At 65.2% G+C, this 12372-nt stretch carries 12 protein-coding genes and 2 riboswitches; of the genes, 7 read left to right on the plus strand and 5 right to left on the minus strand.

The features are described 5' to 3' along the window. Positions 1–93: 93 nt before the first annotated feature. A riboswitch (glycine riboswitch) is annotated at positions 94–196 on the plus strand. Beyond that, a riboswitch (glycine riboswitch) is annotated at positions 197–313 on the plus strand. 32 nt (positions 314–345) lie between these two features. From gcvT to gcvPB, 4 genes are read left to right on the plus strand one after another with little or no spacing between them, the layout of a single operon-like run. Next, positions 346–1503 carry a glycine cleavage system aminomethyltransferase GcvT gene (gcvT, locus tag F1640_RS19315; protein WP_194920807.1) on the plus strand — a complete coding sequence of 386 codons (1158 nt, stop codon included), beginning with the start codon at positions 346–348 and terminating at the stop codon, positions 1501–1503. Continuing rightward, positions 1503–1874 (plus strand): glycine cleavage system protein GcvH, encoded by a 372-nt coding sequence (gene gcvH, locus F1640_RS19320; protein WP_124807431.1) that lies wholly within the window; start codon positions 1503–1505, stop codon positions 1872–1874. The genes gcvT and gcvH overlap by 1 nt, the downstream gene beginning before the upstream one ends. Positions 1875–1878: 4 nt before the next feature. Next, positions 1879–3237: an aminomethyl-transferring glycine dehydrogenase subunit GcvPA gene (gcvPA, locus tag F1640_RS19325; RefSeq protein ID WP_194920810.1), complete on the plus strand. Its 1359-nt coding sequence runs from the start codon at positions 1879–1881 to the stop codon at positions 3235–3237. Then, complete coding sequence (gene gcvPB, locus F1640_RS19330; RefSeq protein WP_194920811.1) at positions 3234–4787, plus strand: aminomethyl-transferring glycine dehydrogenase subunit GcvPB; 1554 nt, start codon at positions 3234–3236, stop codon at positions 4785–4787. Before gcvPA ends, gcvPB begins: the two co-directional genes overlap by 4 nt. Before the next feature lie 53 nt (positions 4788–4840). Here the strand turns inward: gcvPB and F1640_RS19335 are convergent, their stop codons facing one another. Together F1640_RS19335 and F1640_RS19340 are read right to left on the minus strand one after the other, a co-directional pair. After that, complete coding sequence (locus tag F1640_RS19335; protein WP_124807428.1) at positions 4841–4975, minus strand: entericidin A/B family lipoprotein; 135 nt, start codon at positions 4973–4975, stop codon at positions 4841–4843. Between the two features lie 94 nt (positions 4976–5069). Then, positions 5070–5960 carry a DMT family transporter gene (locus tag F1640_RS19340; RefSeq protein WP_233497704.1) on the minus strand — a complete coding sequence of 297 codons (891 nt, stop codon included), beginning with the start codon at positions 5958–5960 and terminating at the stop codon, positions 5070–5072. 68 nt (positions 5961–6028) lie between these two features. On the opposite strand from F1640_RS19340, the gene F1640_RS19345 reads away from it, so the two are divergent. Next, positions 6029–6235 carry a hypothetical protein gene (locus F1640_RS19345; protein ID WP_194920815.1) on the plus strand — a complete coding sequence of 69 codons (207 nt, stop codon included), beginning with the start codon at positions 6029–6031 and terminating at the stop codon, positions 6233–6235. Positions 6236–6250: 15 nt separating this feature from the next. On the opposite strand, the gene F1640_RS19350 is transcribed toward F1640_RS19345, so the two are convergent. Together F1640_RS19350 and F1640_RS19355 are read right to left on the minus strand one after the other, a co-directional pair. Next, positions 6251–7783 (minus strand): CpaF family protein, encoded by a 1533-nt coding sequence (locus F1640_RS19350; RefSeq protein ID WP_190287042.1) that lies wholly within the window; start codon positions 7781–7783, stop codon positions 6251–6253. Positions 7784–7883: 100 nt separating this feature from the next. Next, positions 7884–8453 (minus strand): hypothetical protein, encoded by a 570-nt coding sequence (locus tag F1640_RS19355; RefSeq protein WP_194920817.1) that lies wholly within the window; start codon positions 8451–8453, stop codon positions 7884–7886. A 136-nt stretch (positions 8454–8589) separates the two neighbouring features. Here F1640_RS19355 and F1640_RS19360 point away from each other — a divergent pair, with 136 nt between their 5' ends. After that, a complete protein-coding gene (locus tag F1640_RS19360) occupies positions 8590–9939 on the plus strand; it encodes an IS1380 family transposase (RefSeq protein WP_194917264.1) in 1350 nt (449 codons plus the stop codon). 103 nt (positions 9940–10042) lie between these two features. On the opposite strand, the gene F1640_RS19365 is transcribed toward F1640_RS19360, so the two are convergent. Continuing rightward, positions 10043–11107 (minus strand): hypothetical protein, encoded by a 1065-nt coding sequence (locus F1640_RS19365; protein ID WP_194920819.1) that lies wholly within the window; start codon positions 11105–11107, stop codon positions 10043–10045. Between the two features lie 113 nt (positions 11108–11220). Between F1640_RS19365 and F1640_RS19370 the strand changes: the two genes are divergently transcribed. Then, positions 11221–12363 (plus strand): acyltransferase, encoded by a 1143-nt coding sequence (locus F1640_RS19370; protein ID WP_194920821.1) that lies wholly within the window; start codon positions 11221–11223, stop codon positions 12361–12363. Positions 12364–12372 lie beyond the last annotated feature (9 nt).

Consider the following 12372-nt stretch of genomic DNA (forward strand, 5'->3'; position numbering starts at 1 on the left):
GAGAACCGTTAGCCTGCCTTGCGGATAAGTTCGGCCGCAAAGGGTGGCCGCGCGGATTGACTTGGCCTTGCTGCGGCGCGAAATGGTCAGGTCGCTGATCGCGCGGGAGAGTTCCTACGATTCGCCAGTCGGATCGCGGGACGCCGAAGGAGCAACCGCCCCGGAATCTCTCAGGCTTCAGGACCGCGTTGGTCGATAGCGACGCTCTGGAAAGTGTCCTTGCCGCAAGGAAAGGGCCGCCGAAGGGGTAACCTTGCCAGCCCGTGCGGGCGGCGGGGGAAAGCTCTCAGGTTTCCGTGACAGAGGGGGCACCGATGGGTGCCAGACTGTACGGAGACCGATTTTGTGAGCGACACATACAAAATTTCACCGCATGAAACCGGCGAGCCCGACGCCGGGCCGCTGGCCCTGCCGCTCGATGCCTGGCACCGCGCGCGGGGCGGCCGCATGGTCGCCTTCGCCGGATACTGGATGCCGGTGCAGTACGAAGGCATCATCGCCGAACACCTGTGGACGCGCGCGCAGGCCGGGTTCTTCGACGTTTCGCACATGGGCCAGCTCTACATCACGGGCGAACATGCCGAAGCCGCGATCGAGGCGGTGCTGCCGATCGACCTCTCCACCCTGCCGCTGGGCGGGGTGCGCTATTCGCTGCTGCTCGATGCCAATGGCGGCATTCTGGATGACCTGATGGTCACGCGCTGGGGCACGGGCTTCTATCTGGTGGTCAACGGCGCGACCAAGCACGACGACATCGCCCATCTGCGCGCAAACCTGCCCGAAGCCGTCTCGCTCACGCACCTGGCGGACAGCGCGCTGTTCGCGCTGCAAGGGCCGGAAGCCTTCGCCGCGCTCGCTCCGCTGGTGGGTGGCGAACACGCGCTTTCCGCGCTCAGCTTCATGCGCGGCGCCAGCTTCACGCTGGGCGGCGTGGACGCGTGGATCAGCCGCTCGGGCTATACCGGCGAGGACGGGTTCGAGATCGCCGTGCCGGCCGAAAGCGCCGCCGCGATCGCCGACCTGATCTGCGCGCAACCGCAAGTGAAGCCGATCGGCCTGGGCGCGCGCGATTCGCTGCGGCTCGAAGCCGGCCTGCCGCTCTACGGGCACGACATGACGCCGGACGTGGACCCGGTGAGCGCGGACCTGTTGTTCGGCATCAACAAGCGACGGCGCGGCGACGGGGGCTTCCCCGGCGCGGACCGCATCCTGCCGCTGATCGATACCGGCAGCGTCACGCGCCGGGTCGGCCTGGTGCTCGAAGGCCGGATGGCCGCGCGCGAGGGCGCGAAAGTGCTGTGGGGCGAGGCCGAGGTCGGCAGCGTCACCTCCGGCGGCTTTTCGCCCAGCCTGGAGAAGCCCATCGCCATGGCCACCGTCGCCGCCGAACTGGCGCGGCCGGGCACCCAGCTCATCATCGACGTGCGCGGCCGCAAGATCGCGGCCACCGTCACGCCCATGCCCTTCGTTCCCCACCGCTATCACCGCAAAGGAGCCGCCTGATGCCCCGCTATTTCACCCAGGACCACGAGTGGATCGACGTTGACGGCAGCGATGCCACCGTTGGCATCACCGACTACGCGCAGAGCCAGCTAGGAGACATCACCTTCGTGGAACTGCCGGCGGCGGGTTCGGCGGTGGCCAAGGGCGACAGCGCCTCGGTGGTGGATTCGGTCAAGGCCGCCTCGGACGTCTATGCACCCGTTTCGGGTACGGTGAGCGAGGCCAACGCCGCGCTGGAAGACGAGCCGGAACTGGTCAACACCGCTGCCGAAAGCGATGGCTGGCTGTGGCGCATGACGCTGTCCGATGCCGCCGAACTCGAAGGCCTGATGGACGAAGCCGCCTACAAGACCTACGTCGAGGGGCTTTGACCGGATGCGCTATCTTCCCCTGAGCGAGAATGATCGCAGCGCCATGCTGTCGGTCATCGGCGCGGGATCGATCGACGACCTGTTCGTCGACGTGCCCGCCGAAGCGCGGCAGGCGGGGCCGATCCCCGGCCTGCCGCTCCACGCCAGCGAAATGGCGGTGGAACGCCACATGGCGCGGCTCTCCGCCGAAAGCCTGACGGCGGGCGAAGCACCGTTCTTCCTGGGCGCGGGCGCCTATCGCCACCATGTGCCGGCCAGCGTCGACCACCTGATCCAGCGCGGCGAGTTCCTGACCGCCTACACGCCCTATCAGCCGGAAATCGCGCAGGGCACCTTGCAGGTGCTGTTCGAGTTCCAGACCCAGGTTGCACGCCTGTTCGGGACCGACATCGCCAATGCCTCGCTCTACGACGGGTCGACCGCGTGCTGGGAAGCAATCACCATGGCGGGCCGCATCACGCGGCGGAAGAAGGCGGTGCTTTCGAGCGGCCTCCACCCGCACTACGTCGAGACCGCGCGCACCATGGCGCGCTTTACCGGCGATGCGCTGGTGACCTCTGCCCCGGTGCTGGCCGCAGCGGCGGATGACGACGCCGTGATCGCCGCGATCGACGCGGACACGGCCTGCGTCGTCGTGCAGTATCCCGACGTGCTTGGCCGCATTCCCGATCTCGCGCGGATCGCGGCCGCCGCGCAGGCGCAGGGCGCCCTGCTGGTGGCGGTGGTGACCGAACCGGTCGCGCTGGGCCTGCTCGAAAGCCCGGGCGCGCTGGGCGCGGACATCGTCGTGGGGGAAGGGCAGTCGCTCGGCGTCGGTCTCCAGTTCGGTGGGCCGTACCTCGGCCTGTTCGGCTGCCGCGAGAAGTTCGTGCGCCAGATGCCCGGCCGCCTTTGCGGCGAAACCGTGGACGCCGAAGGTCGGCGTGGCTTCGTGCTGACGCTGTCCACGCGCGAACAGCACATCCGGCGCGAGAAGGCGACGAGCAACATCTGCACCAATTCCGGCCTTTGCGCGCTGGCGTTCTCGATCCATCTCAGCCTGCTCGGCGGGACCGGGCTGGAGCGCATGGCACACCTGAGCCACGCCCGCGCGCGCGCCACGGCGGACCGTCTGGCGCACGTGCCGGGCGTGGAGATCGTCAACACCGCGTTCTTCAACGAATTCGCGGTGACGCTGCCGCGCGACGCCCGGCAGGTGGTGCGCGATCTGGCGGACCGCAAGGTGCTGGGCGGCGTGTCGCTGGGCCGGCTCTATCCGGGCGAAGCGGCGCTCGCCAATGGTCTGCTGGTGGCGGCCAGCGAATGCACGACGGCGGAAGACATCGACGCGCTGGGTACGGCGCTTGAGGAGGTGCTGGCATGAACGACCTCAATCCCGCGGGCTGGCGCCCGGCCATGTCCGCCGATCAGGGCGAGAGCGCGGCGGTGACGACTTTTACCGGCAACCGCGCGCTGCATCTGGAGGAACCGCTGCTGTTCGAGATCGGCGCGGCCGACCGGTGCGGTGTCGATTTCGATGAAGCGCCCGACCTGCCCGACACGCTGGGCGCATTCCGGCGCAAGGCGCGGCTCGATCTGCCGGGCCTGTCCGAGCCGGAAGCGGTACGGCACTATACCCGGTTGTCGCGGCAGAACTACGCGATCGACCTGGGCCTCTTCCCGCTGGGAAGCTGCACAATGAAGCACAACCCGCGCCTGGACGAAAAGGTGGCGCGGATGCCGGGCTTTGCCGATGTCCATCCGTTGCAGCCGCAGCAGACGGTGCAGGGCGCGCTGAAGGTGATCAACGAACTGGCGCACTGGCTGATCAAGCTGACCGGCATGCACGGCGTGGCGATGACGCCCAAGGCCGGCGCGCATGGCGAACTGTGCGGGCTGCTGTGCATCCGCGCCGCGCTGGAAGCGCGGGGCGACGCGCGCGAGGTGATCCTGGTGCCCGAAAGCGCGCACGGCACCAATCCTGCCACGGCGGCCTTCGCCGGCTATCGCGTGGAGAACATCCCGGCGACCGAGGACGGCCGCGTGGATGTCGCGGCGCTGACCGCGCGGCTCGGGCCGGACGTGGCGGGGGTGATGATCACCAACCCGAACACCTGTGGCCTGTTCGAGCGCGAGTTGAAGACGATCGCCGATGCGGTCCATGCGGCCGGCGGCTATGTCTATTGCGACGGGGCGAACTTCAACGCCATCGTCGGGCGCGTGCGTCCGGGCGACCTTGGCGTCGATGCCATGCACATCAACCTGCACAAGACGTTCTCCACCCCGCACGGCGGAGGCGGGCCGGGGTCAGGGCCGGTCGTGCTGTCGGAAGCGCTCGCGCCCTATGGGCCATTGCCGTTCACCGCGCGGCAGCCCGATGGTTCGGTGCGGCTGGTGGAGGAAGAGGACGCGCGCGGCATCCATCCCGAAGGCTTCGGTCGGATGTGCGCGTTCCATGGCCAGATGGGCATGTTCACGCGCGCACTGGCCTATATCCTGAGCCACGGCGCGGATGGGCTGCGGCAGGTTTCGGGCGACGCGGTGCTCAACGCCAACTACGTGCTGCGTCGGCTTGAGGACGTGCTGGAAGCGCCGTTCGGCGCAGCCGGCCCCTGCATGCACGAAGCGCTGTTCAGCGATGACGGTTTCGCGGAAGGGTTCTCCACTCTCGATCTCGCCAAAGGCCTGATCGACGAGGGTTTCCATCCGATGACGGTCTATTTCCCGCTGGTGGTCCACGGCGCGATGCTGGTCGAGCCGACGGAGACCGAAAGCAAGGCGGGGCTGGACCAGTTCATCGGCGCGATGCGGTCGCTGGCCGGCCGTGCGCGGGAAGGCGATCCGTTGCTCAAGAGCGCGCCGCACCTTGCTCCACGCCGACGGCTCGACGAAACGTTGGCTGCGCGCAAACCAAAGCTGGTGTGGAAGGACTGACGGCCTTCCGCATGCAAAGGCCGCCGGGTGACCGGCGGCCTTTTTCCTGAAACTTACTTGTGGATCGCGTCGGAACCGGCCTGACCGACTGACTCGATGTCGCGGCCGGCGCCTTTCACGGTGTTGCAGGCGGCGGTGCCCAGCACCATTCCACTCAGAACCGTCGCGAGAACGATCTTGCGGATCATCGGAAATCTCCTCTCGTAAATAGCCGAACACCGCATTGGCGGTGATGAACCGCTGGAACGTTCGGAACGGCTAGCGGTTCCGCCGGTGGATCGGTTATGCGGTCAGCGCGTCGCCCGCGCGTTGGCGATGCAGCAGGTGTTCCCGCCAGGCGATGATCAGCCCGGCGGCGATCACGATTGGCGCGCCGATCCAGGTTGAGGCGGGCGGCAGATGGTCGAACACCAGCCAGCCCCACAACGTGGCCCAGGCGAAGGCGGAATAATCCATCACGATCACGCTCGATACGCTGCCATAACGCAGCGCGGCGGTGAGAAAGATCTGGCCGATCAGGCCGGACAGGCCGATGCCGAACAGGATCAACCAGTCCGCCGCGTCATGGTGGACGCCGGTGCGCAGCAGGAACAGGGCCAGCACCGGCGAGGTGAAAGCGGAGAACCAGAATACCACCGTCAGCGGTTGTTCGGTCCTTCCCAGATCGCGCAACTGGATGGCGATCACCGCGACCATGAACGCCGCGCCCACGCCCACGGCAATGCCGAACAGCGGGAGATGCGATTGGTTCGGCCCCGCGATCACAAGGATGCCCGCCAGCCCCAGTATCACGGCCGACCAGCGCACCCAGCCCACTGGTTCCTTGAGCACCACCGCCGCAAGGATCACCGCGAACATCGGGGCGGTGAAGCCCAGCACGGTAGATTCGGCCAGAGGCAGCAGGATCACCGCGCCCAGGGTCAGGAACATGCCGGAGCCGCCGAAGGCCGCGCGGCGGGCATGAACCCACAACCGCTGCGTCTTGAGGACGGAAAGCTGGCCGCGGGCGGCAAGATAGCCGAGCAGCATCAGCCCGGGAAAGAACTGCCGCCAGAACAGGGTTTCCGGCAGGCTTACGCCGCGGGTGCCCGCCACTTTGACCAGCATCAGCATGACCGAGAGCGAAGCCATGGCGGCCAGGCGCAACCCCAGCGCCAGGATCGGTCGGTTCATGCGGTCCATGCGCTTGCCCATAGGCGCACGGGGCTTGCGATCAAGCGCTTCGTTCCCATCTTCGGCGCATGGACGACGCGGTGACGATGGGTTCGATCGGGGGTGTGGCCATTCTGATGGCGATGATCGCGTGGTGGGCCGACCGCCGTCGGTTGCGCCGCAGCGACCCTGACGCCGTCGGCTTCATGCCGTGGACGACGATCTATTTCCTGGCGATGATGATCGGCTGCGTTGCGCTCGGCCTGGCCGCGCGCGACTGGTTCCACACCGCCTGAACCGGCGGCAGCCGATCAGAGGCAGGCGTCGAGGTAGGCCTGGTCGAACCCGAACTGGCGCGCCTTTTCCAGCGTGTAGGGGCGCAGGCCGGTCGAACGGAATTCGCCGATGATCTTGCCGTCCTCGCTCTCGTCCAGATATTCGAACTTGAACAGTTCCTGCGTCACGATCACGTCGCCTTCCATGCCGATCACTTCGGTCACGTTGGTGGTGCGGCGCGAACCATCGCGCAGGCGCTTCACCTGAACGATCAGATCGACCGATTCCGCGATCTGGCGGCTGATGGCTTCCTTGGGGATCTTGATGTCGCCCATCATGATCATGTTTTCCATACGGCCCAGGCATTCGCGCGGGCTGTTGGCGTGCAGCGTACACATCGAACCATCGTGGCCGGTGTTCATCGCGGCCAGCAGGTCGAAGCATTCGGCGCCACGGATTTCGCCCAGGATGATCCGGTCAGGGCGCATACGCAGCGCGTTCTTGACGAGATCGCCGATGGTGATGGCGCCCTGACCTTCCAGGTTCGGCGGGCGGGTTTCCAGCGGCAGCCAGTGCGGCTGCTGCAGGCGCAGTTCGGCCGCGTCCTCGATCGTCAGCACGCGTTCGCCCGGATCGATCATCTTCGACAGGGCGTTGAGCATGGTCGTCTTGCCCGAACCGGTACCGCCCGAGATCACGATGTTCATGCGGCACGCGCCCGCGACTTTCAGCGCGGTACACATCTTGTCGGACATCGAACCGAAATCGCGCAGCATGTCGAGCGTGATCGGCTTTTCGGAAAACTTACGGATCGAGATGGCGGTGCCGCGCAAGCTGAGCGGCGGCACGATCACGTTGACGCGGCTGCCGTCCTTGAGGCGCGCGTCGGCCAGCGGCGTGGTCTGGTCGACGCGGCGGCCGACCTGGTTGACGATGCGCTGCGCGATCTGGAACAGGTGGCTTTCATCGCGGAACCGGATCGGCGCGATGGTCAGCTTGCCCTTCTTTTCGATGTAGGTCTGTTCCGGGCCGTTGACCATGATGTCGGTCACGTCGGGATCGTTGAGCAGTTCTTCCAGCGGACCGAAGCCCAGCAGTTCGTCGATCAGCACCTTTTCCAGCGCGAACTGTTCGCGCCGGTTGAGCGTGACTTTCAGTTCCGCCAGCACTTCCATGATGATCGGGCGGAATTCTTCGGACAGTTCGTCCTTGGTCAACGTGGCGGCGGCTTCGGGATCGACGCGTTCGAGCAGGCGCGGGAGCACCTGTTCCTTGATCTTGTGGACCGAGGCTTCGAAGCCTTCGGCCTGATACGTACTTTCGTGGACGCCGTTGACGCGATCGGCAAGGCGCGTCATCGCATCCGCCTTCATCGGGTTCTGCGGCGCGGCGCTTTCGGATTCGGCAGGAAGGGGCGGGAACTGCTGGCCACCGACCGGCGGCTGGCTCGCTGGCGCGGGCTGGCCCGCGGGAGCTTGTTCGCCAGCCCGCATGGGCCGCGCGACGCCGAAGGAAGGCCGCATGGAACCGCCGCCGCCAAGTCCGTTCTTTCGCCCAAAAGCGCTCATTAAATAGATCCCGTCTTGCGACCCCTTCCGGAAAATGGAGGAAGAAGGTCACCAGTCCTTATGCAAACGCGGTGAATAATCGGGAAACGTTCAGGATTTCCTAACTGCGTGGCAGGGCCGGAGGCAAAGGGTTGGCTGGTCCGTTGCAGCGCGGATGATGCGCCGTGCTCTCGGGTAATGTCTTGCCCACGACGTAAAGCCCGAAGAATTCGCCGTCATACCCGGCCGGAATCTCGGCGATCTGTTCAACAAAAGAGGGGCGATGGGGTAGATAGCGGTCCGTCACGAGATAGAAGCGCCCATCGCTTTTCATCTTGCGGGCCAGATCACGGTAGAGGCCATCCGGCTGCTCGGCCCGCTTGTCGGTGCTGTGGTTCCAGCGCACGAAATCCTGGACGCAGGAATCGCCGGTACGTTCGAACAGGATACCCGTAAGTGCGGATATGCCCTGCGCACTCGATTGGGGAAAGGTCATCCAGTCCTTGTCCCGCAATCCACGGCGATCGATCTCTCTCGCTGCTGCCTCGGCGTTGTGAAACGGCATGGCGGAGGCGATCACCGACGTGGCCAGGCCACAGGCCGACAGAACCAATAGCCAACTGCGGAAGCCGACCGAGGGCATGGCCTCGCCTGCGGCGACCCGTCGCCAGACCAGCAGTATCAGGAGCAACGCAACTAGCCCGGCTTATTCACCGCGTTGGGCCGAGAGGGTTGGCGGGAGTGGCATAAGCCTCTGATCTGAATTAGGAACTGGGTGTCTAAGCCGAACCTGCCGCAGGGCAGAAGATGCCACAGGCCACCCCGCCATGACCGACGATACTGCAAACCCATTCCGATTCCCAGCAGTGCGCAGCCGGAAAGTCACAGCCGCCTTTGATGGTGGTCGGCTGACCTCGGACGGCGGCGTCCTGCTACTGGCACAGGCTGAGCGCGCGATGGGCATCTGCCGTCGGCTTGCCGCTTGCATAGCCGACCCGCGTGACCCTGGCCGGGTGATCCATGCGCTGCCCGACATCCTGCGCGCCCGGGTGTTCGCGATCGCTTGCGGATACGAGGATGCCGACGATCTCGACGCCCTTCGCGACGATCCCGGCTTCCGCCTGGCGCTGGGCAAGCTGCCGGGCTCCGGTGCCGGGCTTGCGAGCCAACCCACGATGAGCCGCTGGGAGAACGCGCCGACCACGCGCGAACTGGCGAAGTTGATGGCCGCCATGATCGATATCTACTGCGCCAGCTATCCCACTTCGCCGGCGGCGGTGACGTTGGATATCGATGACACCTGCGATGTCGTCCACGGCTATCAGCAGCTCTCGTTCTGGAACGGGCACCATGGCGAGCGCTGCTTCCTGCCGATCCACGTCTACGACACCGCCAGTGGCCGGCCGGTGGCGATGCTGCTTCGCACCGGCAAGACGCCATCTGGCGCCGAAGCTGCTGGCCACATCCGGCGTCTGGTGCGTCACATCCGCCGGCACTGGCCCGATACCCACCTCACCATCCGCGGTGACGGGCACTATGGCCGCCCCGAGGTCATGGCGTTCTGCGAGGCGTACGGCATCGATTACGTGTTCGGCCTGCCAACCAACGCTGCGCTGCGGGCCGATCCCGCCATCGTCGCCGTCGCCGATACCTGCGCGGTCAAGCGGGCCGAGGAGCAGCGTGTGATCCTGCGAAACTATGCCGAGACCCGCTACGGCGCCAAAAGCTGGAAGGGCCAGCGCCGCGTCGTCGCCCGGATCGAGGCCAGCACGCTGGGCATGGACATCCGCTATGTCGTCACTTCGCTGACCCAAGGCTCGGCCGAGCACATCTACGACACGCTCTACTGTGCCCGCGGCCAGGCCGAAAACCTGATCAAGCGGCACAAGACCCAGCTCGCCAGCGATCGCACCTCGTGCCGCTCGGCCAATGCCAACCAGATGCGCCTCATTCTGCACACCGCCGCCTACTGGCTCCTGTGGCGGATCCAGCAAGAAATCCCAAAATCTGCCGCGCTTGCCGTCGCCGAGTTCGCAACGATCCGCCTCCGGTTGCTCAAGGTCGCCGCCCGCGTCATTGAATCCGCAACGCGCATCCGCATCGCCTTCGCGTCAGCATGCCCCGATGCCGCCACGTTCAAGGCCGTCGCCACCAACCTTCGGCCTGCTCCTACATAGCCCGCGCGGCCGTGCCGCCGAACCGCAAGCCCCCCTCCATTAACCCCGAAAAGCCCATCGATCCCACCGCGGTGAAAAACACCGCCAGAGGCGCTCGTCCGGATCACATCACCGAAAACGCATCGCCACCCAACAAGCCCGGAACCTCAGTCTCATGAATAGGCCGGGCTAGCAACAGATGCCGGATGGCGAGGGGATAGACCGCAAGGCTGAATATCCACGTCAGCGCCATCATGCCGCCGACCAATAATGCGTCGTCCCGCCGTCCCCTGGTTTCGCGCCAGCACACCGCCATGAACGCGCCGAGCGCCAGCCCGCCGAACAGTAGCGGCGGGGGCGAGTTCCATTCCGGCCTGAAGGCTATTCCCTGCCAGGGAAGACCGAGAGTGGACAGATTTGACGCCCAGATCGCCGTGCCCAGCAGCAAACCCTTGCTGCCCAGAGCGGGCACGATGTCGGGCATCGGTCGTACAGTCCAGGCCGAGACTACGCCGCTGATGCCCCATACGACTGCCGGGACATACGCCAGCCGCCGTTCGCGCCAGCGCAGATAGACGAACGCCAGCGAAATTACGCCGAACAGGAAATCGCACAGCGGAAGCAGCGCGATAAAGGGCCACGACCATCGACCCCTTCGCCACAAGGCGATTGCCAGTATGGCGAATGCACACCCCATCGTCATGCTGCGCGAGATAGTCATAAATTCGAAGAGGATGAGTTCGGAGGTTGCCAGCATGAGCCGGTCGAGGCGTCGGAAAGGAGCAGCAAACAAGATCGCGCCTTGCGTCATCCCCGCAAAGATCGCGGCCGCCACAGGCAGCGCCAGAAACGGGTTTCCCAGTATCGACGCAAGGCAGCGCAGCACCAGATACCACAAGGGCGGGTGCCCTTCGTACCGCAGGTTGTGCAGCAGTTCCGCCAGCGTGGGGGACTGCACCGCGATCTGGAGCGCCTGCCATTCATCGAGCCAGGGCTTATGGTAGAATATCAGCGCGAACTGTAACGCCAGGGCAGCCGCCACAGCCGGTGCCCACGCAGCGTCCCGTGCGAAGACGCGGTCCAGCCGGCCGAACAGTTCCACCATGCACTCCTCCACCCGCGCAAGCCGGGTGCCGGCCCGGCCGTGCAAGCGTTCTGTTTGCGGTTCGGCAAAGGTGGTATGCGACATTGGCCCCCCAATAATGCGCGGGTTTCCTTGCATCTTGTGATTAGTATCGGGTTAACGCGATCCGGGTGCCGAGTTAACGGCTCCATATCCTTTACGCGTTAATTGCAGTGTGCATGAAGAAAGCACCCCCGCCCGGCCGGATCGAGGCAATCCAGGCTTTGCGCGCCATCGCAGCGATTCTGGTGGTGCTGGTTCATGCCATCAATGTGGATGATGAGCGGGCCGACTGGGGCCGCAGCCTTCTGGGCGCGTGGCCACCGATCAACGATTTCGGCGGGATCGGGGTGGACGTGTTCTTTGTCCTTTCGGGTTTCGTAATGGCCTCCACCGTCGCCAGTACCCCGGGCCTCACCGCGCGACATTTCCTGAATGACCGTTTCATAAGGGTTGTACCGGTCTATTGGCTGGCCGGCGGATTCTTCTTGATCACGATGTGGCTCATCGGCCGACCGGTCTTTGTCAACGAGGCGTTGCTGGGGATCACGGTCTTTCCGTTGTTCGACGCGCAGCAGTTTGAACTTCCGGTATTGCTGGTGGGATGGTCGCTTGCTTACGAGATTGCATTCTATTGCTTGGTGGCGATCGTCATCCGGCTGAAGCGCGGAAACGACGTACCGCTCCACCTGCTGCTGGCCGCAGTCCTCCTTCTGGCCACGTGGGGGAGTGTCTCACAGCCGGCGCCCTACCTTTTTGCCATTTTCATCAACCCGATATGGTACGAGTTCGGCTTCGGCATTCTCCTGTATATGTTGTGGGTGCGCTGCGCCGGAAGGATCCCGGACAGCATAGGCTGGATCGCCGCCACTGTTTGCATGTCCAGCATTGCATGTGCGCTGGTGATCGGCGTGCCTTTCCTGTCGCCGCCGGTCTATCTTGTCGATGGGCGTTCCGCTCTTCCGCGTGCGTTCCTGTGGGGCATACCGGCCGCGGCTTCGGTTTTGACACTACTTTGGTGGAGCACACGAAGCGGCATGGCCGAGCGCCTTAGCCGATCGACCGTGTGGCGAGCGCTCCTTGTGCTCGGCGACGCCTCCTACATGCTGTATCTTCTGCATATGTTCGTGATCATCCCGGGACAGGTCCTTTTGCCGACTATCGCGAAAGGTGTGGATCTGTTTCTGGTGGCGGAGGTGATACTCTGTTGCGGGATCGCCGTTATGTTCCATCAGGTGATTGAAAAGCCCATGCTGAAGGCTTTGCGCGGCCCGAAAATTACGGCAAAGCCGCGCCCTGCTGCGGTGGAGGTCCATGCCTGAAGGTGCCTC

The sequence above is a fragment of the Novosphingobium sp. NBM11 genome, assembly GCF_015390225.1.
Taxonomy (GTDB): domain Bacteria; phylum Pseudomonadota; class Alphaproteobacteria; order Sphingomonadales; family Sphingomonadaceae; genus Novosphingobium.